This is a genomic window from Devosia sp. SL43, from assembly GCF_021729885.1.
Lineage (GTDB): Bacteria > Pseudomonadota > Alphaproteobacteria > Rhizobiales > Devosiaceae > Devosia.
Genome location: NZ_CP063401.1, coordinates 2,128,152 through 2,151,266 on the forward strand (window position 1 = coordinate 2,128,152; position 23,115 = coordinate 2,151,266).

Genomic DNA, 23,115 nt, shown 5'->3' on the forward strand with positions numbered 1-23,115 from the left:
CGGACGATTCATTGAACGCCTCAATGGCCTTTGCGTTACTATGTTGAAAGCAAGGGAGTTCCACCATGAGCCCGCTCGAAACCAAGGTCCGTGCCCTATTCGATGCCTATGGAAAACGCGCCGACGCCGCCCTGCAGGACCCGCCGAAAGACGACGTGGACGGCGTGATCGATTCCTTCGCCCCCTACTTCGTCGAATCCAGCCCGAGGGGTGTGATGGGCGGGGCCAACGACGACAAATTCCGGGAAATGATCCCCAAGGGCTACGCCCACTACCGCGCCGTCGGCGGCAAGCACATGACCATCAAGGGCATCCACGTGATCGAACTCGATCACTGCCACGCTGTGGCCGATGTCGACTGGGATTTCGCCTACATCAACAAGTCAGGCAAATCCGGCCACGTGACCTTCACCAACTTCTATTGCGTCACCACAGCCGGCGGCCAAGCGAAGATCTTCGCCTATGTGACGCCTGACGAGGAGCAGGCGATGAAGGATCACGGCCTGGTATAGGGATGGGACGGGATGACTAGTTGTCCGGAATGGGCATCCGGTAAACGAAACGGCATTGATTGCTGGCGAAGTCCTTCGGCTCCCCATCGGCACTGATAACGCCGCCGCCACGTACCAAAAACTCCTGCTGCGGCTCGCCATCTATCAGCCCGATCACCAAGGCATGGCCGGGTTGGTTGCCGATATCCATCTCCTGCACCAGCACCAGATCGCGGCCGCGCGCATCCTTGAGCGCCAGGCCCATATGGTTGATGTCTTCGCTGGCCTGCAGCAGCATGCCACGCGCTTCGAAATCTGGAGCGCGCTCGGGGTCTGCCGGTTCGGCCGTCTCAAACTCGGGTGCGATCACCGCCACCAGTTGCGGCGTCGTGACGAAGTCGACCCCCTCCACCGTCTCGGCCTCCGGCACGAAGACCAACAGGCTCGACATGCGGTCGGCATAGAGCGCATTGACACAGGCATCGCCCGCACAAGCCACGCGTGCCGCATCCCGCCAGCGGGCATTGTCCGCGGCAAAGCACTGCGCAGCCTCCGGCCCCAGGGCCTGACCGGCAATATCCTCAAACTCGCTCAGCGCGAAGCCGAGCGCGTTCCAGCGGTCGCTGCAGGCGCCGTCATCAGTGCTTGGGCAATATTGCGCCGCTGCCGTCGTCACCAGGCCCGCCAGCATGGCCAGCGTCAATGCGATCAATCTCGTCATGTCCGTCCTCCGACTGCGCGCGATACTTGCCGCTGCCGGAGAACCGGGCAAGTCCTAAGCGCCGACCGGCTTCAGAAATCGCTGTGCCTCCTGCAATTCCTCCGGCCGCAGCTCATGCCCGCCCTGATGCCAGAACAGGGTCGTATCGGCCCCACGCCTCGCAAAATAGTCGCTCAGCGCCTGCGTCACCGCAGCCGGCCCGATCGGATCGCGCCGACCCGCCGTAATCAATACCCGCTTGCCGCTGAAATCCGCCTTGGGCGGCGTGAACGGGATCAGTGGATGCATCAGCACGGTTGCGTCGAATAGCTCCGGGGCCGCGAACTGCACCGAAGCCAGGATATTGGCGCCGTTCGAATAGCCCAGCCCGACCACCGCGCGGGCCGAACCCTCGGCCTTGCGGGCCGTGACCAGTTCGATCATTTTTGCGGTCCGCAGCCGCAGGTCGTCCATGTCATAGACGCCTTCGCCCGTCCGCCGGAAATAGCGCAACGCGCCGCCTTCGCTGACATCGCCGCGCGGCGCGATCACCCGGGCGCCGGGCAGCAATTCGCCGGCCAGGTCGAAGAACTGGCTCTCGTCGCCGCCCGTGCCGTGAAAAACGAAGAATAGCGGTGCCGTCGCGTCGGCGCCCCTCCCCTCGCGATAATGATAGTCGGCCATCGGCGCATCTCCTGAATTCGTGTTGCCCCAGATATCGACTACCGCGTCACCAGGCACAACGCCCGTCATCGCCACGCACTGTTGCCGTTTGCGAAACAATCGCCCGCTTCGCCCGATTGCCCACGGCGCACAATCATGCACAATGGCCCCATGTTTCTATCCATCTTCGACGTCTTCAAGATCGGTATCGGTCCCTCCAGTTCCCACACTATGGGTCCGATGACCGCCGCCCGCCGCTTTCTCGATGAGCTCAAGACCGGCGACTGGCCCCGCGCCGTCAATGCCAGGCCTGCAGCGCTGACCGCCAGCCTCCACGGCTCGCTTGCCTTCACCGGCATCGGCCACGGCAGCGGCCGCGCCGTTATCCTGGGCCTCTGCGGCCAGGATCCCAAGACCGTCGATCCCGATGCGATGGACGGTCTTGTCGCCGCCGTCGAAGCCAGTGGCATCGTCCAACCGCCCGGCCATCCCGAATACCGCTTCCGGCCGGCAGTCGATCTCGTCTTCGACAAGCGCAATGCCCTGCCCGGCCATCCCAACGGGTTGCAATTTGCCGCCTATGATACCGATGGCCAGCTGCTGCTGCGCCGCGCCTTCTTTTCCATCGGTGGCGGCTTCGTTGTCAGCGCCGAGGAGCTCGAAGCCCTCAAGCATGCTTCCCCCGACCAGGCCGACGTGCCCTATCCCTTCGCCGATGCCAAATCCATGCTGGCCATGGCGGCTGCCTCAGGGCTGTCCATCGCAGGCATGAAGCGCGCTAACGAGGAAGCGACACGCAAGCGCGTCGCCCTCGATCGCGGCATCGACGAAATCTGGTCGGTCATGAGCAATTGCATCGACCGCGGCATAGCCCAGGACGGCATCATGCCCGGCGGCCTCAACGTCAAGCGCCGGGCCCGCGGCATTTTCCAGCAGCTCGACGCGCAATGGCAGCGCAACGAAATCACCCCGCTGATGGCCAATGACTGGCTCAGCCTCTACGCCATGGCCGTCAACGAGGAGAATGCCGGCGGCGGCCGCGTCGTCACCGCCCCGACCAACGGCGCTGCGGGCGTCATCCCGGCCGTGATGAAATACTTCCTCAAGTTCAACGCCGCCGCCGGCCCCGACGCGGTCCGGGATTACCTCCTGACCTCGGCCGCCATCGGCGGCATCATCAAGCACAATGCCTCGATCTCCGGCGCCGAAGTCGGCTGCCAGGGCGAAGTCGGCTCCGCCTCGGCCATGGCCGCCGCCGGCCTTTGCGCCATTATGGGCGGCACGCCCGAACAGGTGGAAAACGCCGCCGAAATCGCCCTTGAGCACCACCTGGGCATGACCTGCGACCCCGTGGGCGGGCTGGTCCAGATCCCCTGCATCGAGCGCAATGCCTTCGGTGCGGTGAAGGCCGTCACCGCCGCATCGCTGGCCCTCAAAGGCGATGGCACCCACGCCGTGCCGCTCGACGCCTGCATCGAAACCATGCGACAGACCGGCCTCGACATGAGCGAACGCTACAAGGAAACCAGCCTGGCGGGCCTCGCGGTGAACGTGGTGGCCTGCTGAAAACCATAGGAGACCTCATCCCGAGCTACTCTAGGTGAGCATTCCAGTAGCCCTCATGGTGAGGTGCGCTTCTTCAGCGCCTCGAACCACGAGGGCGTGGCACTAGGCATGAGGGCCAAGGCATGGCAAAACCGTCCCGGAATTTTGCCCTGCTTGCTTGAGTTGATGCCCTCATGACCCAGACCCGCTTCGACGTCCTCACCATCGGCAATGCGATCGTCGATATCATTGCCCCGGTGGAGCCGGGCTTCATCGAGCGCGAGGGCATGAGCGAGGGCATCATGCACCTGATCGATACGGACAGGGCCGAAGACCTCTACTCCAAGATGCCGCTGGGCCGGCAGCAGATTTCGGGCGGCAGCGCCGCCAACACCGCCGCCGGCGTCGCCTCGCTCGGCGGTCGCGCCGCCTTTGTCGGCAAGGTCGCCAATGACCTGCTGGGCGATGTGTTCGAAACCGACCTCGATGCCATCGGCGTCTACTACAATACCAGCCGCCTCAAGAATGGCGCCCTCACCGCCCGCTCGATGATCTTTTTGAGCGACGACGGCGAGCGCACCATGAACACCTATCTGGGTGCCTGCCACCAGCTGACCGAACAGGACATCAAGCCCGACGAGATCGGCGGCGCCGCCATCACCTATATGGAAGGCTTCCTCTGGGACCCGGTCGAAGCCAAGAAGGCCTTTGTGCTCGCCGCCCATTATGCCCACAAGAACGAGCGCGCCGCTGCCTTTACCCTCAGCGACCCGTTCTGCGTCGATCGCTATCGCGCCGAATTCCTCGATCTGATCCGCTCCAAGACCATCGACTACGTCTTCGCCAACGTGCACGAGCTCAAGTCGCTCTATCAGACCGACGACCTGGGCGCCGCCGTACGCGAGATCGCCAAGGATGCGGAGCTGGCCGCCATCACCATGGGCGCCGAAGGCGCCATGGCCATCCACAATGGCGAAGTGACATCGGTTCCTGCCTTCCCCATCGACAAAGTTGTGGATGCCACCGGCGCCGGCGATCTCTTCGCCTCCGGCTTCCTGCTCGGCATGGCCCGTGGCCAGACCCTCGAATCCGCGCTTAAAACCGGCTGCCTCGCGGCGCACGAAGTCATCAGCCATATCGGCGCAAGGCCGCAGCTCGATCTGGCCGACCTCAGCCGCCAGCATGGTCTTGCCGGCTAGCATGCACGGCGACCCCAAGCTGTTCGTCACCACCTCGCCGTATGACGAATTCGTCAAGCGGCACGGCACGATCCAGCGGCGCGGCATCTTCGGCTATTTCGTCCACAGCCTGGGCCGTCGCATTGTCGGCGGTGAATTCCCCATCGGCTCGACTTTGCCCAACGAGCCCGAACTGGTCGAACAGTTCGGCATTTCGCGCACCGTCATCCGCGAGGCCATGAAGGCCCTGGCCAGCAAGGGCCTGGTCGAGATCAAGACCCGCGTCGGCACCCGCGTGCGCGATCCGCAATTCTGGCATCATACCGATATTGACGTGATGGTCTGGTACTACGAAACCGGCCCCTCTCTCGAGATCATGCGCTCGATCAAGGATCTGCGTCGCGTCCTCGAACCCGAAGCCGCCGCCCGCGCCGCCAGCCGTGGCACCGAAGCCGATTTCGACCGTATCCGCCAGGCCTATGCCGCCATGGCCGACTCCATCGGCGACATCAATGCGCATGCCGACGCCGACTTGCGCTTCCACACCGCCATCTTCGCGGCGACGCACAACATGATCTACTCGCAGCTCATCGACCTGCTCGCCGTGGCGATCTTCGCCAACCGCGCTATCTCGCCAGCCGATCAGGTGCTGTCGGGCCAGGAGCGCGGCCTGCCCTTCCACAAGGACATCCTCGACGCCATCATTGCCCGCGACCCGGACGCAGCCACGGCAGTAACACACCGCCTGCTCGACAGCTGGCGCGTCGATCGCCACGACGGCTAGCGCGCGTATTTCGCCTTGAACCGATCCCGCGAGCGCTCGATATGCTCGCGCATCGCCGCCTCGGCCGCGGCAGGATCGCGCGCCTTTATCGCCGCCACCACTTTCGCATGCTCGTCGATGGCCGACCGCGTTACCCGCGTGTGGAACAGCAGGCGGAACAGATGTACATGCGTATGCAGCCGTGACAACGCCTCCACCACCAGCTCGTTGCCGGCGCTGACCGCGATCTGGTCGTGAAACGCCATGTCGAGCTGGGCGAACTGGGCATAGGATTCGAGGCCCTCGCTCTGCGCCAGCGCTTCCATCTCGGCGCACAGCGCCTCGAGCTGGCTGACCACATCGTCCGAAATCGCCTCGGCACATTTGCGCGCCGCGAACGGCTCCAGCTGCAGCCGCAATTCATAGAGCTCGGCGAACTGCTTGGCGCTGAGTTGCGGGGCCGCGCTATAGCCGATCAGATGGGTCTTGTTGACCAGGCCCTCGCTTTCGAGCCGCGCCAGCGCTTCGCGGATCGGCGTCTGCGACACGCCCAGTTGCCTTGCCATAGCGTCGACAGATATCTTCGCCCCCGGGGCAATTTCCAGCGACATGATGCGCGCGAAGATGGCGCTATAGACCTCGTCGCCCAGCCGTGCCGGACGCCGGAGCAGACCGGCCACTGCGCTTGGCACCACCATTATCGCCGCCACACTATGGAATTGAGCATCTGCAATGGCCCGCCTGGAGTGCCCGACAGACGCGCGGCTCCGATATGGATGAGCGTTTGCCGTGACACGCTTCATGTTGTCAACGGATGTTGCCGTTTTGACGTGCGGCATCCTCACCACCGGCAGGCTCGCCGGGGCATGCAGCCCCGGCAATATCTGGCTTTCGTCAGTCGCGTGCCAGCGCTTCGGTCGCTGCGATCGCCGCCATGTTGACGATGCCGCGGCTGGTGACCGACGGCGCCAGGATATGCGCCGGCTGCTGCGTGCCCATCAGGATGGGCCCCACCGGCAGGGCATTGTTGAGCTCCTTGAGCAGCGTCATCGACAGGTTGGCCGCTTCAAGATTGGGGAAAATCAACAGGTTAGCCTCGCCCTTCAGCACCGAATTGGGCACATACCGCTCGCGCAATTCGGCGTTGATGGCGAGGTCGCCCTGCATCTCGCCATCGACCACCAGGTCAGGCGCCGCTTCCTTAAGCTTCTCATAGACCACCCGCATCTTCTCGCTGGTCACCCCCTCGCGCGACCCAAAGTTGGAGTAGCTCAACAAGGCCGCCTTGGCCTCGATATTGAAGCGCTTGAGGTGGTCGCGCGCCTGCAGCGTGATCGATACGATCTCGTCGGCGCTGGGGTCGATGTTGACATAGGTATCGGCGAGGAAGAACACGCCCCGGCTCATCACCAGCATCGACAAAGCCGACAGCTGACTGGCTCCCGGCGCCAGCCCGATCACCGACTGAATGTCCCGCGCATGCTTGATGAACCGCCCCTGCAGCCCGCAGATCAGCGCATCGGCCTCGCCCCGTCGCACACCCAGCGCGCCGATCACCGTGGTGTTGGTGCGCACGATCGTCCGCGCCGTATCCGGCGTCACACCCTTGCGGCCAACCAGTTCGTGGAAATCGGAGACATAATCGCGATAGCGCGGATCGTCTTCGGGATTGACGATATCGAAGTCGCGACCAGCCTTGAGCGTCAATCCAAAGCGCTCGATACGCTGCTCGATGACACCCGGACGCCCGATCAGGATCGACCGCCCAATGCCGTCTTCCAGCATCACCTGCGTCGCCCGCAACACCCGTTCGTCCTCGCCATCGGCAAAGGCAATGCGTTTGCCGGCGCCCTGCGCCCGCTCGATCATCGGCTTCATCACCAGACCCGAACGGAACACGAAACGATTGAGCTGATCGCGATAGGCGCCAAAATCCTCGATCGGCCGCCGCGCAACGCCCGACTCCGCCGCCGCCTTGGCCACTGCCGGCGCGATGCGCAGTATAAGCCGCTGGTCGAACGGATTGGGGATCAGGTAGTCCGGCCCGAAAATCGCCGGCACGCCATGCGCCGAAGCCTCCAGCCCCGGCTCATGCGCCAGCCTGGCGATCGCATGCGCCGCCGCGGCCTTCATCTCCTCGTTGATCACGGTCGCGCCGCAATCGAGCGCTCCACGGAACAGGAACGGGAAGCACAGCACGTTGTTGACCTGGTTGGGATAATCCGACCGCCCGGTACAGATCATCGCATCCGGCCGCGCTTCGCGCGCCAGCTCCGGCATGATTTCGGGGATGGGGTTGGACAGCGCCAGGATCAGCGGATTGGGCGCCATGTCCTTCATCATCTCGGGCTTCAGCGCGCCCGCCTTGGAGAGGCCCACATAGATATCGGCCCCAGCCATCACTTCGCTCAGCTCGGTCTTGTCGCTTTGCTGCGCAAACGCCCCCCGCCAGCGATCGACATTGTTGTGCCGCGCCTTGGTCACCAGCCCCTTGCTGTCGGCGATCCAGATATTCTCCCGCGTCGCACCCACCGCAATGAGCATGTTCATGCAGGCAATCGCCGCCGCACCGGCGCCTGAGGTCACGATCTTGACCTTGGCAATGTCCTTGCCGACGAGCTGCATGGCATTGAGCACGGCAGCCGCAACGATGATCGCCGTGCCATGCTGATCGTCATGAAACACCGGAATGTTCATGCGCTCGCGCAGGGCTTCCTCGATCTCGAAGCATTCCGGCGCCTTGATGTCCTCGAGGTTGATCCCACCGAAGCTCGGCTCGAGCGGCGCGACGATCTCGATGAAGCGCTTGGGATCCTGCTCATTGACCTCAATGTCGATGGAGTCGATGCCGGCGAATTTCTTGAACAGAACCGCCTTGCCTTCCATCACCGGCTTGGATGCCAGGGCCCCGATATTGCCCAGCCCCAATACGGCGGTACCGTTCGAGATCACCGCAACAAGGTTGCCCTTGGAAGTATATTTGTAGACCGCCTCCGGATCAGCCGCGATCTCCTCGCAGGGAATGGCGACGCCCGGCGAATAGGCCAGCGACAGATCGCGCGTATTGGCCAAGGGCTTGGTCGCTACGATCTCGAGTTTGCCGGGCTTGGGGAATTCGTGGAAATGCAGCGCCGCATCGCGCAGGCTGGTGGTCTTGTCGGACATGGGGCCTCCTCCTGAGCGCGGCCGGCTTTTGGTTCGCCTGATGGCCGCGTAAAATCATCTCACCTTGGTGCCCTTCACGGCCCAGCGGATCAATGCGCCCATAGTCTGAGGTGAAACCGCACCGCCGTCTATTGCGGCGTGACCACCGGCGTGCCTGACACCGGATCGGGATAGACCACAGTCCGGCCCATAGACCTCCCGCAGCACGCTGAGCCCCCCAAGCTCGCTATTCCGGAACAATCTTGGCCTGCAACGGCACAGCATCCCGCAGGCGGCTTTCGTCGAGTTCGCCCTTGGTCTCAAGGATGGGATAGGCCACCGACGCGAGATGGGCGGTAATGCGCTTGAGGTCGCGCAGCAGATCCAGGTGCAGCGAACTGGTTTCCACCGAAGCCGGCACGCGCTCCCGCACCCGCTGGATATGGGCCTGGGCCGACCGGGCCTCAAGGCGCCGGACATCGACCTTGGCCGCCACCAGCTGGCGCGCCAGTTGCGCATCGCCCGTCATGAACACGGTCTGGCTGAGCTGCATGTTACTGATCGTCTTTTCGTAGAGTGCGACGATCTCGGCCAGCCCATCGGGCGAGAAGCTGAGCTTACGCTTGCCCATCTTGGCCGCGGCTTCGCACAACCCGCCCTCGACGATATCGCCGACATGTTCGAGGTTGATGGCGAAACCCATGATCTCAGCGGACCGCACCGCATCGTCTTCGTCGAGCTCGGTCTGGTCGAGCCGGGTCAGGTAAAGCTTGATGGCCTGGTTGAGGGCATCGACATCGTCATCCAGCACCGAAATGGCACTGCGCGCCGCAGAGCCCGGCTTGCGCAGGGATTCCAGACTCCCCTGCAGCATGCGCAACACGATGTCGCTGACGCGCAACGTCTCGCGCGCAGCTGCGGCCAGCGCGATCGTCGGCGTGTCCAGCACGCTGTCATCGAGATAGTTGGTGCCGCGTTCCGGTGAGCTGGGTTCCGGAATGGCCAAAGCCGCCAAGCGACCAATCGGCCCGAGCAGCGGCAGAAACAGCACCAGCAGGGCAAGATTGAAGCCGATATGGGCCGCGATGGTCAGTGCCGACCCGTTGGGCAGCACGGCTTGCAGCAGTCCCGCCGCAGGCCCGGCCAGGCTGGTCAGCAGAATGGCACCAACTGCCCGCACGACGAGGTTGGCCAGCGTCAGCCGGCGGGCTTCGGTGCCCTCGCGCAGGACCGCCAGCAGCGGTGGAATGGCGCCACCCAGATTGGCCCCCGCCACCAGCGTCACCGCCAGCGGCGCCGAAACGATACCCGCCGACGCCAGCAGCGCCACAAACAGGACCACGGCCAGGCTCGATGAGGCAACGAACGCCAGGACAGCTGCCAATATCAGCGCAAAGGCCGGCGCATCGCGGAGCCCGCTCAGAATGGCGATCATCACTTCGGACTGGCGCAGCGGCTCGGTCACATTGCCGACCAGCTGCAAGGCCAGCAGCATCAGCCCGAGCCCCAGTATGGCTCGCCCGACACCCTTGCCGCGCGTGAACTTGCTCAGCGAGAACACCATGACGCCAACAAGGATCATCGCCGAGCCGAACCAGTGCACATCCAGCGACAGGATAACGGCGGCAATCGACGTCCCGACATTGGCGCCTAGCATCACCGCCTGCGCCATGCGCGGCTTGATCACGCCGTTGGACGCGAAGGACGCGGTTATCACCGCCGTCGCCGTACTCGATTGCAGCGCCAGCGTGGCAACGATGCCCGACAGCACTGCGGTAAAGCGGTTACCGGTGCCCCTGGCGATCCACAGCCGCAGCGACGCCCCGAACGCCCGCATCACCCCGGTCTTGATCATCCGCAGGCCCCAGAGCAGCAACGCGCCGGCGCCAAGCAGGTCGATCAATTGGATGGTGGAATGCATGTTTCCTCGACGAAGCAGTACGGAACGAGTGTACGCCTGTCACGCCAACTGTCGACCGCTTTTATGACAGATCAAGTCATTGATCGAAAACGGAAAGACCGACCGACGATCAGCGACGGCACCGAGACGATGCCATCGTTGGCCCCAGACCAGACCACACGGATTCTGACGCCTAACCCACCGCCACTTTCGTGAGGTGGTTTTTGATCTGGGACAATGCAGCCCTGTGCAACGGCTGCGATGCTCACGCAACCATTCGCGGCGTGGTGCGCTGTGGTGAGGCGGGATGAGGAGTCACCTGACTGCTCGATCCTTACGACGGCAGCATCGTGTGATCCGACGATTCTCGCCGACCCGCATCGTACAGCTAACCACCAGGAGACGTCCCATGATGCTTGCAAAGGGCACGACAGTTGCCGTTGCCGACGGCGAAAAGCTCAACCTGTTCCGCAACGCAGGCGACGAGGCTGGCATGCAGCTCGAGGTTCTGCCGCGCCGGACCATCGAAAACAGCGCCGGCACCAGTGGCGGGCACCAGAGCAGTTCGGGCAATCCCGATCATGGCCAGGCCGATGAGGACGGATTTTCGGCGGGGATCGTCGATTATCTGAACCAGCAGGCGCTCAGCGGCGCCATCGATGGGCTGGTCATCATTGCTGCGCCGCGCGCGCTCGGCGAGATGCGCAAACATTACCACAAGGCACTGACGGCCCAGCTCAAGGGCGAGATCGCCAAGGACCTGACAGGACACTCCATGACCGAGGTCGAGAGCGCGATCGCATCAGCATGAACCGGCTCAGCATACCGTCCTGGGCATTCTTGCTGGTAACTGTCTCGGCTGTCCCAACTCTTGCCGATGATCCGGTCGTCGCGGGGCGAGCCCTCGTGCAGATGTACTGCACCGACTGCCACGCCACGGAAATGACCGGCGACAGCCCGCTGCCCATCGCACCCAGATTTCGGGAACTCTACCTGCGGTACGATGTCGAGGACCTCGCCGAGGCGCTCGTCGAAGGCATTGTGACGGCGCATCCCGAAATGCCGCAGTTTGAATTCGACCCCGAACAGGCAACGGCGATCATCGCCTATCTGAAGACGCTCGAGCCCCACTCGGTCGAAGCCGATCAACAGCAAGGACCAAGCCAATGAGCAGCAGATTTGAGGATAAGGTCGCCCTGGTTACCGGGGGTGCTTCCGGCATAGGCGAGGCGGTGGCGCTGCAACTGGCGAGAGAGGGAGCCAAGGTCGTGGTGGCCGACATGGACCTGTCCGGTGCGGAGCGGGTCGTGCACGCCATCGAACAGGCGCGAGGAACGGCGGCCGCCTTTGAGCTCAATGTCGCCGATCCAATAGAAGTGGACGCGTTGGTATCGTTTGCGGTGCGTACCTATGGTGCGCTGCACCTGGCGGTCAACAATGCCGGCATTGGCGGCCCCAGCGCGCAGACTGCCGACTATCCGCTCGATGGCTGGCAGAAGGTAATCGACGTCAATCTCAACTCGGTCTTCTTCTGCACGAAATACGAGATTGCGGCCATGCTGCAGGCCGGAGGTGGCGCCATCGTCAACATGGCGTCGATCCTTGGTTCGGTCGGCTTCGCCAATGCCTCGGCCTATGTCGCGGCAAAGCACGGCGTGCTGGGCCTCACCAAGGTCGCGGCCATCGAATATGCGGCAAAGGGCATTCGCATCAATGCGGTTGGACCCGGCTTCATCGATACCCCGCTGCTTTCAAAAAACCTCGACGCCGCGACGCTCGGCGCTATCGCCGCAATGCACCCGATCGGTCGGCTCGGCCGTTCGGAGGAAGTTGCAGCGCTCACCTGCTTCCTGCTCTCGGACGAAGCCTCCTTCATCACCGGCAGCTACCATCTCGTCGATGGAGGCTATGTGGCGCCATAAGCCGGCCTGGTGCTGCATAACCTCTCCAGCTCCAGCGGCTCGGTCAGAAACTGGCGGCAAAAGGAAAACCCCAGCTAAGCACTTGGCTTAACTGGGGCTTTTTGGTTGCGGGAGCAGGATTTGAACCTGCGACCTTCAGGTTATGAGCCTGACGAGCTACCGGGCTGCTCCATCCCGCGACAAACGTTGATAACAATGGCGGGTTTGCCGTCATCGCTGCGGCCTGAGCCACGAACGTGAGGGGTATATAGGTGGTCGCACCGGATAGCTCAACCCCAAAACGGCACTGCGTGACGGTTTTTTGACGAAGCAATTTTAGCGCCTGCCCGACCTACCAATTTTGTTGGCATGGGTTAGTGTGCCGCCAACTTCCATACCAGCTCCGAGCTTTCCCATGAAACTGAAGCCGCTTGGCCGCACCGATCTGCGGGTTACCGAAATCTGCCTGGGCACCATGACCTGGGGCAGCCAGAACACCGAGGCCGAGGGCCATGCCCAGATCGACCTGGCGCTGGAATCCGGGCTCAACTTCATGGACACGGCCGAACTCTACGCCGTGCCGCGCAGCCCTGAGACTTCGGGCCGCACCGAGGAGATCATCGGTAGCTGGTTCAAAAGGACCGGCAAGCGCGACAAGTGGATCCTCGCCTCCAAGATCGCTGGCGGGGGTGTCGACTTCCTGCGCGACAACACCCGCGCCAATGCGAAGACTATCGCGCTGGCCGTCGATGCCAGCCTCAAGCGCTTGCAGACCGACTATATCGATCTCTACCAGATCCACTGGGCCTCGCGCGGCAGCTATAATTTCGACGGCAACTGGGACTACGCCCCCCATACCCAGGACACAGCGGACGTGCTCGCCAATATCGAGGACATGCTCGAAGGCCTCGGCGCGATGGTCAAAGCCGGCAAGATTCGCCATATCGGCGTGTCCAACGAGACCACCTGGGGCATTGCCCAATGGCTGCGCATCGCCGAGGCCAAGGGGCTGCCGCGCGTCGCCTCGGTGCAGAACGAATACAATCTCGTGCGTCGCCAGTTCGATCTCGACATGGCCGAACTCAGCCACCACGAGCAGGTCGGCCTCCTCGCCTATTCGCCGCTCGCCGGCGGCATGTTGACCGGCAAATACCAGAACGGAGCGGTGCCCAAGGGCAGCCGTCTGGACTACCAGAAATCGTTCTGGCGCCTCAACGAGCACTCCGAGCCCGTGATCGCCGCCTATCTCGACCTCGCCCGCCAGCATGGCCTCGACCCGGCCCAGATGGCCATCGCCTTCACTCTGACCCGCCCGTTCATGATGTCGTCCATCATTGGCGCCACCAGCATCGACCAGCTCAAGACCGCCATCGGCTCGGTCGATGTTACGCTCTCCGCCGAGGTGCTCGCCGGCATCGACGCCATCCACCGCCGCTATCCGCGGCCGATCTGACGAGAGGAATCCATTCTTCGCCAACTCACCGGTTGAAGAGTGGATTCCCGCCTTCGCGGGAATGACGCCGTGGGTTATCAAGCGGTAGGTCTATAGCGGGGCATAGAATGTCGTTCGCACTCATCTCCACCTTCTTCCCGCTATTTTGCTACTTCGCCTACAACATCATCGTGCCGCAGGTGGAAAAGCTGCGGCCGTCGCTGTCCTCGATCATGAACATGCAGCGCCGCCGCTGGGTGGCCAATGCCGCGGTACGGGAAAGCCCGTTTGATGCGATCCTGTCGGGCAACATCATGGGCTCGGTCAGCTTTCTGGCCTCCACCGCCGTGCTGCTGATCCTCGCCATCTTCGCCGTCTTCGGACAGGTACCGGCCCTGATGGCAGCGCTCGATTCCCTGTCGCTCGAGCGCGTCTATACCGTGCTCGATGTGCAGCTGCATCTGGTGGTCATGTTGGCCATGTTCGTGCTGGCCTTCTTCGCCTTCACGCTGTCCCTGCGCCAGTTCAACCACTATTGCATCATGCTGGGCGCCATGGAGCGCGGCGGCGCCATTTCCGAGCCGGAGATCGATGCCATCACGGCGATGAACGCGCTTGGTGCCCGCAATTTCAACGCCGGCATCCGCGCTTACTATTTCTCGGTCGCCACCGTTGCCTGGTTCGTTTCCGAATGGCTGCCGATCGCGGTGTGCCTGGTCACCATTGGCATACTGGCCTATCGCGAGTTCTTCTCCTCGTCGCACCGCACCGCCGCATCGGCTGCCGTCATCGCGGCGCGGCGCCAGCAGGAGCGTTCGCGCTAGACGCTACTTCGTCTTGATCTTGGTGCCGTCATCGGCGCCTGTCGTCCCGTCATCGCCGCCGCTGGCCGCCAGGATGCGCGCCAGATTGTCCGCCGCCAGTTCATAGCCCTGATCGGCCGAGAGTTGATAATAGTCGACCGCAGCCTGGATATCGCTCTCCACGCCCAGGCCATTCTCGTAGATATGGCCCAGATTGTTGAGCGCGATCGGCTGGCCGTTATCGGCCGCCAGCTGCGTCCACTTCAGCGCCTCGTCATAGTCGACATCGGTGCCGTTGCCATCGAGATAGAGCAGGCCCAGATTGACCGCCGCCCGCATCTCCCCGCCCTCGGCCGCTTCCTTGTAGAGCACCAGCGCCTTGGCATAATCCTGCTCGACGCCGCGCCCGTCTTCATACAGCAGCGCCAGGTTGTGCTTGGCCAGCGGCAGGCCCTGGTCGGCGGCCTGTTGATAGAGTGCTGCGGCCGATGGGATATCGGCGGCCACGCCCAGCCCGTTTTCCTTGAGGAAACCCAGATTGTTCTGGCCATACATGTCGCCCTGGTCGGCGGCGAGCTGATAGAGGTCCGCCGCCCGCTTGGCGTCGGCCGGCTGACCCAACCCGTCCTGCAGCAGCTTGCCCAGATTGACCTGGCCTGAAGCATCGCCCTGCGCCACCGCGCGCTCGAACCACGCTGCCGCCGCCACATAGTCGCGCGGCACGCCCAGCCCTTCCTGATACATCAGGCCCAGATTGGACTGCGCCTTGCTCATGCCCTGCTCGGCCGCCGCGCGATACCAGCGCGCCGCCTGCGTATAATCCTGCGTCAGGCCTTCGCCGAAATCATAGCTGAGACCGAGGCTGTTCTGCGCCAGCGCGAAGCCGGCTTCGGCGCCCTGCGTCAGCAGCCGCGCACCGCGCTCCATATCGACATCGATACCGTCGCCAGTGATCAGCATGTCGCCAAAAATCGCCAGCGCCAGCGGATTGCCTGCCGCAGCCGCCTCTTCGAACAGTGTTATGGCGCTCGCCGTGTCGCCGGCGGCGAAATGGGCACGGGCCAGCCACCCCTTGAGCTGGGCCGAATTGGGCTCAGCCTCGAGTGCGGTGGTACAGGCGGCGATCGCCGCATCGGTGTCGATCTCCCAGGTCTCCCGACCGATATCGGCAAATCCTGTCTCATACTGGCTTGCCGCCTGGGCGGCGCAGTCGTCGAATGCTGCGGCCAGAACAGGCGTGGCGACCAGGGATGCGCTCAGGGCGAGCAACAGGCCGGTCCACCGGCGGGCCCTCCCGATCGTGCCGTTCAATTCGATCATGAGCTTTCTCCCTGCGCCCCTGCCGCGCGCACACTCTATCCAACCCCGCCTGCGGAGCAAGACGGCAGCAGCAGGGAAAATGCTTGGCTCAGCCGAGCTGGCTCTGCAGATAGTCGGCCACGTCGGCCAATACCGGCGCAATGCCCCGCGCCGGACGCCCCAGCGCCAGCAGCGTACCGGGATGGCCCAAGGTCTCATAGTGCCGCTCCAACACATCAACGCCAGCCGCGCGCAGCCGCGCCGCCAGCGCCACGGTGTTGCGGGGGTAGACCAGCGTGTCCTTGTCACCAGTTGCCAGGAACATCGGCGAAGCCTTTGCCGTCACGTGGTTGATCGGCTGCGTCGTCGTCGGTTCGTGCACGGCGCCAAAGGTCCGCAGCGTTATCGGGCCATCGAACGGAAAGAAGTCATACGGCCCAGAAAGGCCCACTAGGCAGCGCACCCGTCCGAGCAGGTTTCGCTCAGCGAGATAGGCTGGGTCCAGCGCCAGCATCGCTGCATTATACGCCCCCGCCGAATGCCCCATCAGTGCCATACGCTGCGCGTCACCGCCATACTGCCCGATATGCTCCGCGACCCAGCCAAAGGCCTCGGCACAATCCTCCAGGAATTCGGGATACTCGACCTCGGGCAGCAGGCGATAGTCGGCAATGACCGTGACGAAACCCTGCGCCGCCAGCGCCCGCCCAACAAAATCGTAGTTGCGCCGATCGCCATCGCTCCACGAGCCGCCATAGACGAAGAACACCACAGGCAAAGGGCCAACCGCGTCGCGCGGCGCGTAGATATCGAGCTTCTGACGAGCCGCCGCCCCATAGGGAACGTCCCGCGCGACCTTGCGCGACCCGCCATCCTTGGGGCTGAGAACGTTGATGATGCTGAGAATGGATATCGCCATAGCGGCCCCGGACTGATTTGCGCTCGAAGATACGCAAAAACCGGTAACAATGTTTCCGTCTCATCGCACTGATACGTATGGATTCACCGAGGCTTAAGGCCTGCTCGGGCAGATTGTCCGACATTGGCCCTCGAACGGGGCCTGGGGGGACGGTCGCGTGAGCCAGCAGGCAAGGCGCAAGACCAATATGGCGGATGAGACCTTGGCCGGCAGCGGAACCGCTGCCGTACAGGATCGTCTCGACGCCCGGTTCCTCGCAGAGCTTGGCCGCTACGACCATGTCACGCGCCTGCCCAATCGCCTGCAATTCATCGACCAGTTTACCGACCTCGCTGCAAGCGAGGGCGACACTATGCTCATACTGGTGACCCTTGCCGACGCCAAGCATTACAACGAGATCCTGCGCGCGCTCGGCATGGCCTTTGCCGAAGACTTTGTTCGTGCCGGCGTGCGTCAGCTGGCAGATTTGCTGCCGCCCCAGACCACCGTCTATCATGTGAGTGTGCTCAGCTTCATCTTCGCCGTCCCGGTCGAAGATCAGACGCGTTACCCTTTCGTCGCCTCTGCCATTGCTGCAGCCTTTTCTGGCTCCATCTCTGTCAACGCGATTCCGATCAAGTCCCAGGTCGGCATCGGCCTGCTGCCGCTCGATGCGCAGCGCGGCGCCGCCGAGTCGCTGCGCGCCGCCCTGGTTGCTGCCCAGGACAGTCGCCGCGCCGACAATGGCATCGCATTCTACAATCACCAGTCCGATGCGGCGAACCTTCGCGCCTTCAGGTTGCTCGCCGATCTCCCCGCCGCTCTTGCCTCGCCCGACCAGCTGCGACTGCACTATCAGCCCCGCATCGACCTGCAGACTGGCCGCTGCCATGGCGCGGAAGCGCTGCTGCGCTGGACCCATCCCGATCTGGGCTCGATCTCGCCTGCCGAGTTCATACCGCTGGTCGAGCAGACCGCGCTGATCGGCCCGCTGACCGACTGGGTCATGAGCAGCGCCATGACGCAGAACCGCAAGTTCCTCGACGCTGGCCATACAATGCGGGTCTCGATCAACGCCTCGCCGGTCAACCTGTCCGAGGCCGGCTTCGACGACGTGCTGCTGCATCGCTGCGATACCGCCGGGCTGGAACCGCGCCATATCGAGCTCGAATTCACCGAAGGCACGCTCGCCACCAATTCTGCCCGCGCCGTCCAGCAACTGGGCCGGCTGCGCGAGGCTGGTATCGACGTCGCGCTCGACGATTTCGGCTCGGGCTATTCCAACCTGTCCTACCTGGCGCGCATCCCCGCCGATGTGCTCAAGATCGACCAGTCCTTCGTGCGTCCGCTGAAGGAACCAGGCGACGACGATTTCCTGCTGCGCCACGTCATCAGCATCGCCCAGGGCCTGGGCTTCCGGGTTTGCGCCGAAGGCATCGAAACCGCCCACGCCTATGCCCACCTGCGCGAACTGGGCTGCGACGAAGGCCAAGGCTACTTCATGGCCCGCCCCATGCCCTCCGACCTCCTCCTGCAATGGCTGGACGCAAGACCAAAACCTTGACCTACCTCTACCACCTGACTTCTGCCCGCTCCCGCAGCGCGGCCAAGTCCTGACCTTACCGCTACCACCGGACACTTGACCGCAAGCGCGGCGCAGCCGCAGCGCGGCCATGGAATGACGCGTCCCGTTAGGGACGTGACATTACATGACCTTGACATTCACCTAATGTGGTCGCTTTATGCGCCTCAGCAAGCCCCTTCTGACCAAGTTCCGCACCCATGCTCGTTTGCCAGTGCAACATGATCACGTCCAAGGAGATTGAGGACATCGTCCTTGATCTGCTGCGCGCCGATCCGTGGCAGCTGGTGGTCCCGGCCAAGGTCTATAATGAGCTCGAGCGCCGCGCCAAATGCGGCGGCTGCGTGCCGAATGTGGTGGACATTATCGTCCGCGTCACCGAAAACTACCACTCGCAGCAAGCCAATCCTCCGGCCGACCTGGTCGAATTCCAGATTGGCCTGGAAAAGCTCAAGAAACAGCAGAGTGGAGTACGTCGTGAAAGGCGAAGCACAAGTCATCGAGCGGCTTAATGAAGCCCTCTTCCTCGAACTTGGCGCAGTCAACCAGTATTGGGTCCATTACCGTCTTCTCGACGACTGGGGCTTCAAGAAGCTGGCGTCCAAGGAACGCGCCGAATCCATTGAAGAAATGCATCACGCCGATCGCCTGATCGAGCGCATTATTTTCCTCGAAGGTCATCCGAACCTGCAGCGCGTCGCGCCTCTGCGAATCGGCCAGACCATCAAGGAAGTGCTCGAGGCCGATCTGGCCGGCGAGTACGACGCCCGCGCTGCCTACAAAGCCAGCCGCGAGCTCTGCGAACAGCTGGGCGACTATGTCTCCAAGAACCTGTTCGAGGCCCTGCTGACCGACGAGGAAGGTCACATCGACTTCCTCGAAACCCAGCTCGAATTGCTCGACAAGATTGGCGTCGAAAAATACGGCCAACTCAATTCAGCCTCCGCCGACGAAGCCGAATAAGCCTTTTGCATACCAAGCCGCCCGGAACCTGTTCCGGGCGGCTTTGTTTTGCGCTCTGTTCTAACCCAGCTCGGAGACATCAATGACCTGGCACGCCGGACGCCTGATCGACCATGTCCACCTGAGGGCAAGAAACGTCGCCAACACCCGCCATTTCTATGCCGCCGCGCTCGGTGCGCTCGGCGTCAGGATCGAGCAATCCGGCGACGGCTGGTTCCAGGTCGACGAACTCTTCGTCGACGCCGCCGACGCCAAAACCATTCCCACCCATATCCACCTGGCCTTCCAGGCCCGGGATCGGGCCATGGTCGATGCATTCTACAAAGCCGCGCTCGAAGCCGGTGGCACCGACAACGGACCGCCCGGCGAGCGCCACTACCACCCCGGCTACTACGGCGCCTTCGTGCTCGATCCTGATGGCAACAACATCGAGGCGGTCTTCCACGGCCCGGTCAAACGCTCGGCAGCCTCGGTGGAAATGAACCCTGTTCCAACAGAACCCTAGACGGGCCAGGGAACCACGGTCAGCTCGGGCCAGACGGTCTTAGCCCGCGCGCCCTTGGTTTCGTGGGTCTTGCGGTTATCAAGCTTGGGGTTGGGCGTCACCCGAAAGGCAAAAATATCGTCGAGCCCGAACGGACTGAAAATAGACATGCTGTCGTCGGCCTCCAGCCGAGCTGCGACCGCATGCGTTCTGGACGCAAAGTTTACCAGCATCTCGGCGCTTTCGTGCAGCTGGGGATAGGGCGAACCGAACTTCTGCGGAAACCACAGATGCACCCGCGCCTGGTTGCGCATTTCGACCGGAATCGGCAGGTCGGCAAATGTATCCTGGGCGCGTCGTATCACCACATCCTCCGCCTCGTAGCTGAGATCGCTGTCGTCGAAATAGACGGCGTCGGCATCCTTGACGCCGGTCAGGGCTGGGCGACCGGTAAGCACGTTCCACACTGTATTGTAGATGGCACCAGAACACAGCAACGCGTCCGGTAGCTCGAGCGCTCGCAGCCGCGTCAGCACGGCCATCAACACCGGCTCATCGCGAATAATGCCTTCCAGCGCCTGCCTTTGGGTAGCGGGGTCCGCCCCGGCGAATCTGAGATGGTTGATCATGCGGATGATGGTAGGGCCGGCGTCCATTTTGTCGAGACCGCTTCCCAAGCCACGCGTCATTCCCGCGCAGGCGGGAATCCATTCTTGGTTGTCCATCGCTTGAAAGACGCATTCCCGCAATTCGCGGGAATGACATTGTAAGCGAGTTGCTCTGGCTAGATCGCATCTAGTTCTCGATCGGCTGGAACATCGAATTCATCTGGGCGATGATCTGGTCCATCGGCGCGATCGAATCCGGCAACTGTTCCGGCGGATCGGGCGCCACCGCCACATAGGGCACGCCGCTCGGAAACGCGCCGAACATCTGGAAAAATGCCACCATGTCGTCGAGCACCGGCGCGCGCCAGCGCCACAGCGAGCCCATGGCGATAACAGGCTCCATGTGCCCGAAACCCTCATAGTACCGCGTCGTCACCCACACGCCGCTATCCTTCAGTCTCTGGGCAAAGCGCTCGGTATTCTGCATTCGCACGATCGGATCGGTCGTGCCGGTCGCCAGATACATCGGCGGTGTATCGGAGGTCACGAGGTTGATCGGCTGGGTGCCTTGCGGGTTGGACGCGGTGCCAAAGGCGTTCTGCACTTCGCCATATTCGAACGGGTAGAAATCATAGGGTCCCGACAGGGCCGCGACGCCCAGGATGGGCATAGTGACCCCATAGTCGCGCAGGAAGGATGGGTCGAGCGCCAGCATCACGGCATTGTAGGCGCCGGCCGAATGCCCGGCCAGGAACAGCCGGTTCGGATCGCCGCCATAGTTGGCGATATTGTCCTGCACCCATTTGAGCGCATTGGCATTGTCTTCGAGAAAGCCCGGATAGGTCACCTCGGGCACCAGCCGGTAGTCGGCGATGACGGTGACGAAACCGCGTGAGGCCAACGCCCTTCCGACAAACTGGTAGTCGCTGCGCTCGCCCCGGTTCCAGCCGCCACCATAGATGAAATAAACCACCGGGGCTGCTTCCCCGCGCGTCTCTGGCGCATAGACGTCGAGCCGGTGGCGAGGCCCATCAGCATAGGCAATGCCGTCACCCACCTTAGTGGTGCCGCTATCCATGGCCGCGGGCAGGTTGAACGGATCCATCACGGACAGCGCAAAAGCCGGCGTGTTTAGCGCAGCAAGCAACAACAAAACCGCCAGCGCGGCACGACGAAACGGCAAAACAAGACGGGACATGGGCATACGATCTAGCTTGGGGAGAACAGTTTCATACAGGCAGAAATGGAGAATTTTGTGTCGGCGTCCGCGCGATGAGATTGCCGTCAGGGCGAGTCGAAAATGGCGCTGTTCGAGAACCGGAGCGGAGCCGACGTTATGTACGTGAGCACCGGAAGCGCAGAACAGCGATATTTGCAGACCGCCCTCACGGCAATATCGAGCAGCGGAAATGGGCGAGGGCAGGCGCTTCCAATCCTCGGAAACAAGCCTGCCCTCTACTTAAGCCCCGTCAGGTTGAACCCGAAGGGTTAACGACAGGTTAACGCTTGAGCGTGTCGAGCAGGCGTCCCGAGATGTAGCCATCGGCCGGCAGACCCATGCGCGCCTGGTAGGCCAGCACAGCAGCCCGCGTCTTCGGGCCGACCACGCCATCGGGCGAACCGACGTCAAAACCCGCCCGCCCGAGCAGCGTCTGCAGCTCTGCCCGCTGCGCCTTGCTGAGCGCATAATCGCCCGCCGGCCAAGGGGTCGCAAAATTGCCGCCACCCAGAATTCGGTCGGCCAGATGGCCCACGGCCAGGGCATAGCTATCCGAATTGTTGTAGCGCTTGATCACATCGAAGTTGGGCAGCAGCAGGAAGGCCGGACCATTGGCCCCCGCCGGCATATAGAGCCGCCCGGTATCGTTGGCCCGCGGAAATGGCCGGCCCGACACCCGCTGGATGCCCATGGCCTGCCACTGGCTCAACGGCGCCCGCTCCATCTGCCGCGCCCGGGCGAAATCGAATCCGGCCGGCAGCTTGACCTCATAGCCCCAGGTTTCACCCGGCCGCCAGCCGAAGCTGTTGAGATAATTGGCCGTCGAGCCCAGCGCATCCTGCACCGAATTCCAGATATCCTTGCGGCCGTCGCCATTGTAGTCGACCGCATAGCGCATGAAGCTCGATGGCATGAACTGGGTATGCCCCATCGCACCGGCCCATGACCCCATCATGTTATCGGCGCTTACATGACCGTCCGCAATGATGCGCAGTGCCGTCAGCAGCTCGTCGCGGAAAAAGTCGGCGCGATAGCCACCCTCGGTCAGCGTGGCCAAAGCATGGATAGTGTGCTCACCACCCATGAAGCCACCGTAGTTGGTTTCCATGCCCCAGATGGCCAGCACGATCTCGGGCTGCACGCCCCAGCGCTGCGTCGCGCCGGTCAGCGTCTGGTTCCACTCGGCGCGCATCGCCTGGCCCTTTTGCGCCTGCCCCGCCGTCACCCGGCGATCGATATATTGCTGCACCGTCTGCGAGAATTCCGGCTGCTTGCCGGTCAATTCCATCACCTTGGGCAGATAGCGGTAATTGGCAAAGGCCGATTCAAAGGCCGAGCGACTGACGCCCTTGGCCTCGGCCAAGGGCCACAGCCCGCGCACGAAATCGGCGCTGTTGGCAAAGGATGGGAGAACCGCGCCAAGGCTCAGCAGGCCGGCCAGAGCCAGCGCCGACAGGCGACGGAAAAACGATTTGCCGCTAAGCAAAACCATGACGGGGCCTCGTGATACGCGGATACTTCAGTCACGAACAAATGCGCCGC

At 63.0% G+C, this 23,115-nt stretch carries 23 protein-coding genes and 1 tRNA gene; 13 read left to right on the forward strand and 11 right to left on the reverse strand.

What is annotated here, in order from left to right:
* Window positions 1-65: 65 nt before the first annotated feature.
* A complete protein-coding gene (locus IM737_RS10435; RefSeq protein WP_236893829.1) occupies window positions 66-512 on the forward strand; it encodes a hypothetical protein in 447 nt (148 codons plus the stop codon).
* 16 nt (window positions 513-528) lie between these two features.
* Here IM737_RS10435 and IM737_RS10440 read toward each other — a convergent pair whose 3' ends face one another.
* Both IM737_RS10440 and IM737_RS10445 read right to left on the reverse strand, forming a co-directional pair.
* Window positions 529-1,212, reverse strand: a complete 684-nt coding sequence (locus IM737_RS10440) for a hypothetical protein (protein WP_236893830.1) — start codon at window positions 1,210-1,212, stop codon at window positions 529-531.
* A gap of 54 nt (window positions 1,213-1,266) precedes the next feature.
* Window positions 1,267-1,875: an alpha/beta hydrolase gene (locus IM737_RS10445; RefSeq protein WP_236893831.1), complete on the reverse strand. Its 609-nt coding sequence runs from the start codon at window positions 1,873-1,875 to the stop codon at window positions 1,267-1,269.
* A gap of 150 nt (window positions 1,876-2,025) precedes the next feature.
* Between IM737_RS10445 and IM737_RS10450 the strand changes: the two genes are divergently transcribed.
* The 3 genes from IM737_RS10450 (at window position 2,026) to IM737_RS10460 (ending at window position 5,361) form a co-directional block, all read left to right on the forward strand.
* Window positions 2,026-3,420, forward strand: coding sequence for an L-serine ammonia-lyase (locus tag IM737_RS10450; RefSeq protein WP_236893832.1), 1,395 nt, complete (start codon window positions 2,026-2,028; stop codon window positions 3,418-3,420).
* Window positions 3,421-3,593: 173 nt separating this feature from the next.
* Window positions 3,594-4,598 (forward strand): adenosine kinase, encoded by a 1,005-nt coding sequence (locus IM737_RS10455; RefSeq protein ID WP_236893833.1) that lies wholly within the window; start codon window positions 3,594-3,596, stop codon window positions 4,596-4,598.
* A gap of 1 nt (window position 4,599) precedes the next feature.
* Window positions 4,600-5,361 (forward strand): FadR/GntR family transcriptional regulator, encoded by a 762-nt coding sequence (locus tag IM737_RS10460; protein WP_236893834.1) that lies wholly within the window; start codon window positions 4,600-4,602, stop codon window positions 5,359-5,361.
* Here IM737_RS10460 and IM737_RS10465 read toward each other — a convergent pair.
* From IM737_RS10465 to IM737_RS10475, 3 genes are all read right to left on the reverse strand, one after another.
* Window positions 5,358-6,038 (reverse strand): GntR family transcriptional regulator, encoded by a 681-nt coding sequence (locus tag IM737_RS10465; protein ID WP_442874123.1) that lies wholly within the window; start codon window positions 6,036-6,038, stop codon window positions 5,358-5,360. The genes IM737_RS10460 and IM737_RS10465 overlap by 4 nt on opposite strands.
* Before the next feature lie 196 nt (window positions 6,039-6,234).
* Window positions 6,235-8,505: an NADP-dependent malic enzyme gene (locus tag IM737_RS10470; RefSeq protein ID WP_236893835.1), complete on the reverse strand. Its 2,271-nt coding sequence runs from the start codon at window positions 8,503-8,505 to the stop codon at window positions 6,235-6,237.
* A gap of 226 nt (window positions 8,506-8,731) precedes the next feature.
* Complete coding sequence (locus tag IM737_RS10475; RefSeq protein ID WP_236893836.1) at window positions 8,732-10,405, reverse strand: Na/Pi cotransporter family protein; 1,674 nt, start codon at window positions 10,403-10,405, stop codon at window positions 8,732-8,734.
* 388 nt (window positions 10,406-10,793) lie between these two features.
* Here IM737_RS10475 and IM737_RS10480 point away from each other — a divergent pair, with 388 nt between their 5' ends.
* The 3 genes from IM737_RS10480 to IM737_RS10490 are packed head-to-tail and all read left to right on the forward strand — an operon-like array spanning window position 10,794 to window position 12,306.
* The gene (locus tag IM737_RS10480; RefSeq protein ID WP_236893838.1) at window positions 10,794-11,195 is read left to right on the forward strand and encodes a host attachment family protein; all 402 of its coding nucleotides are present in this window, start codon (window positions 10,794-10,796) and stop codon (window positions 11,193-11,195) included.
* Entirely contained in the window at window positions 11,192-11,554 is a 363-nt protein-coding gene (locus IM737_RS10485) for a c-type cytochrome (protein WP_236893839.1), read from the forward strand. Before IM737_RS10480 ends, IM737_RS10485 begins: the two co-directional genes overlap by 4 nt.
* A complete protein-coding gene (locus IM737_RS10490; RefSeq protein ID WP_236893840.1) occupies window positions 11,551-12,306 on the forward strand; it encodes an SDR family NAD(P)-dependent oxidoreductase in 756 nt (251 codons plus the stop codon). The genes IM737_RS10485 and IM737_RS10490 overlap by 4 nt, the downstream gene beginning before the upstream one ends.
* A 102-nt stretch (window positions 12,307-12,408) precedes the next feature.
* Here IM737_RS10490 and IM737_RS10495 read toward each other — a convergent pair.
* Window positions 12,409-12,485, reverse strand: a tRNA-Met gene (locus IM737_RS10495).
* A 215-nt stretch (window positions 12,486-12,700) separates the two neighbouring features.
* Here IM737_RS10495 and IM737_RS10500 point away from each other — a divergent pair.
* Both IM737_RS10500 and IM737_RS10505 read left to right on the forward strand, forming a co-directional pair.
* Entirely contained in the window at window positions 12,701-13,738 is a 1,038-nt protein-coding gene (locus tag IM737_RS10500; protein ID WP_236893841.1) for an aldo/keto reductase, read from the forward strand.
* A 107-nt stretch (window positions 13,739-13,845) separates the two neighbouring features.
* Window positions 13,846-14,541, forward strand: a complete 696-nt coding sequence (locus IM737_RS10505) for a DUF599 domain-containing protein (protein WP_236893842.1) — start codon at window positions 13,846-13,848, stop codon at window positions 14,539-14,541.
* 3 nt (window positions 14,542-14,544) lie between these two features.
* On the opposite strand, the gene IM737_RS10510 is transcribed toward IM737_RS10505, so the two are convergent.
* Together IM737_RS10510 and IM737_RS10515 are read right to left on the reverse strand one after the other, a co-directional pair.
* On the reverse strand, window positions 14,545-15,840 hold the full coding sequence (locus IM737_RS10510; protein WP_236893843.1) for a tetratricopeptide repeat protein: 1,296 nt from the start codon (window positions 15,838-15,840) through the stop codon (window positions 14,545-14,547).
* Window positions 15,841-15,928: 88 nt separating this feature from the next.
* Entirely contained in the window at window positions 15,929-16,738 is an 810-nt protein-coding gene (locus tag IM737_RS10515) for an alpha/beta hydrolase (protein WP_236893844.1), read from the reverse strand.
* Window positions 16,739-16,895: 157 nt separating this feature from the next.
* Between IM737_RS10515 and IM737_RS10520 the strand changes: the two genes are divergently transcribed.
* The 4 genes from IM737_RS10520 to IM737_RS10535 all read left to right on the forward strand — a co-directional run bounded on the left by IM737_RS10520 (window position 16,896) and on the right by IM737_RS10535 (window position 19,767).
* Window positions 16,896-18,281: a GGDEF domain-containing phosphodiesterase gene (locus IM737_RS10520; protein ID WP_236893845.1), complete on the forward strand. Its 1,386-nt coding sequence runs from the start codon at window positions 16,896-16,898 to the stop codon at window positions 18,279-18,281.
* Between the two features lie 218 nt (window positions 18,282-18,499).
* A complete protein-coding gene (locus IM737_RS10525; RefSeq protein WP_442874124.1) occupies window positions 18,500-18,811 on the forward strand; it encodes a (2Fe-2S)-binding protein in 312 nt (103 codons plus the stop codon).
* The gene (bfr, locus tag IM737_RS10530) at window positions 18,777-19,262 is read left to right on the forward strand and encodes a bacterioferritin (RefSeq protein WP_236893847.1); all 486 of its coding nucleotides are present in this window, start codon (window positions 18,777-18,779) and stop codon (window positions 19,260-19,262) included. The genes IM737_RS10525 and bfr overlap by 35 nt, the downstream gene beginning before the upstream one ends.
* An 82-nt stretch (window positions 19,263-19,344) precedes the next feature.
* Window positions 19,345-19,767 (forward strand): VOC family protein, encoded by a 423-nt coding sequence (locus IM737_RS10535; RefSeq protein WP_236893848.1) that lies wholly within the window; start codon window positions 19,345-19,347, stop codon window positions 19,765-19,767.
* Here IM737_RS10535 and IM737_RS10540 read toward each other — a convergent pair.
* From IM737_RS10540 to IM737_RS10550, 3 genes are all read right to left on the reverse strand, one after another.
* Window positions 19,764-20,402: a nucleotidyltransferase family protein gene (locus tag IM737_RS10540; RefSeq protein WP_236893849.1), complete on the reverse strand. Its 639-nt coding sequence runs from the start codon at window positions 20,400-20,402 to the stop codon at window positions 19,764-19,766. The genes IM737_RS10535 and IM737_RS10540 overlap by 4 nt on opposite strands.
* 139 nt (window positions 20,403-20,541) lie before the next feature.
* Window positions 20,542-21,552, reverse strand: coding sequence for an alpha/beta hydrolase (locus IM737_RS10545; RefSeq protein ID WP_236893850.1), 1,011 nt, complete (start codon window positions 21,550-21,552; stop codon window positions 20,542-20,544).
* A 301-nt stretch (window positions 21,553-21,853) separates the two neighbouring features.
* Window positions 21,854-23,065 carry a lytic murein transglycosylase gene (locus IM737_RS10550; protein ID WP_236893851.1) on the reverse strand — a complete coding sequence of 404 codons (1,212 nt, stop codon included), beginning with the start codon at window positions 23,063-23,065 and terminating at the stop codon, window positions 21,854-21,856.
* Window positions 23,066-23,115 lie beyond the last annotated feature (50 nt).

Excerpts from the sequence above, each read along its gene's own strand:
- IM737_RS10435 (WP_236893829.1), top strand. The coding sequence starts at position 66 with ATGAGCCCGCTCGAAACCAAGGTCCGTGCCCTATTCGATGCCTATGGA.
- IM737_RS10440 (WP_236893830.1), bottom strand. The coding sequence starts at position 1,212 with ATGACGAGATTGATCGCATTGACGCTGGCCATGCTGGCGGGCCTGGTG.
- IM737_RS10445 (WP_236893831.1), bottom strand. The coding sequence starts at position 1,875 with ATGGCCGACTATCATTATCGCGAGGGGAGGGGCGCCGACGCGACGGCA.
- IM737_RS10450 (WP_236893832.1), top strand. The coding sequence starts at position 2,026 with ATGTTTCTATCCATCTTCGACGTCTTCAAGATCGGTATCGGTCCCTCC.
- IM737_RS10455 (WP_236893833.1), top strand. The coding sequence starts at position 3,594 with ATGACCCAGACCCGCTTCGACGTCCTCACCATCGGCAATGCGATCGTC.
- IM737_RS10460 (WP_236893834.1), top strand. The coding sequence starts at position 4,600 with ATGCACGGCGACCCCAAGCTGTTCGTCACCACCTCGCCGTATGACGAA.
- IM737_RS10465 (WP_442874123.1), bottom strand. The coding sequence starts at position 6,038 with ATGGTGGTGCCAAGCGCAGTGGCCGGTCTGCTCCGGCGTCCGGCACGG.
- IM737_RS10470 (WP_236893835.1), bottom strand. The coding sequence starts at position 8,505 with ATGTCCGACAAGACCACCAGCCTGCGCGATGCGGCGCTGCATTTCCAC.
- IM737_RS10475 (WP_236893836.1), bottom strand. The coding sequence starts at position 10,405 with ATGCATTCCACCATCCAATTGATCGACCTGCTTGGCGCCGGCGCGTTG.
- IM737_RS10480 (WP_236893838.1), top strand. The coding sequence starts at position 10,794 with ATGATGCTTGCAAAGGGCACGACAGTTGCCGTTGCCGACGGCGAAAAG.
- IM737_RS10485 (WP_236893839.1), top strand. The coding sequence starts at position 11,192 with ATGAACCGGCTCAGCATACCGTCCTGGGCATTCTTGCTGGTAACTGTC.
- IM737_RS10490 (WP_236893840.1), top strand. The coding sequence starts at position 11,551 with ATGAGCAGCAGATTTGAGGATAAGGTCGCCCTGGTTACCGGGGGTGCT.
- IM737_RS10500 (WP_236893841.1), top strand. The coding sequence starts at position 12,701 with ATGAAACTGAAGCCGCTTGGCCGCACCGATCTGCGGGTTACCGAAATC.
- IM737_RS10505 (WP_236893842.1), top strand. The coding sequence starts at position 13,846 with ATGTCGTTCGCACTCATCTCCACCTTCTTCCCGCTATTTTGCTACTTC.
- IM737_RS10510 (WP_236893843.1), bottom strand. The coding sequence starts at position 15,840 with ATGATCGAATTGAACGGCACGATCGGGAGGGCCCGCCGGTGGACCGGC.
- IM737_RS10515 (WP_236893844.1), bottom strand. The coding sequence starts at position 16,738 with ATGGCGATATCCATTCTCAGCATCATCAACGTTCTCAGCCCCAAGGAT.
- IM737_RS10525 (WP_442874124.1), top strand. The coding sequence starts at position 18,500 with ATGCTCGTTTGCCAGTGCAACATGATCACGTCCAAGGAGATTGAGGAC.
- IM737_RS10535 (WP_236893848.1), top strand. The coding sequence starts at position 19,345 with ATGACCTGGCACGCCGGACGCCTGATCGACCATGTCCACCTGAGGGCA.
- IM737_RS10540 (WP_236893849.1), bottom strand. The coding sequence starts at position 20,402 with ATGGACGCCGGCCCTACCATCATCCGCATGATCAACCATCTCAGATTC.
- IM737_RS10545 (WP_236893850.1), bottom strand. The coding sequence starts at position 21,552 with ATGTCCCGTCTTGTTTTGCCGTTTCGTCGTGCCGCGCTGGCGGTTTTG.
- IM737_RS10550 (WP_236893851.1), bottom strand. The coding sequence starts at position 23,065 with ATGGTTTTGCTTAGCGGCAAATCGTTTTTCCGTCGCCTGTCGGCGCTG.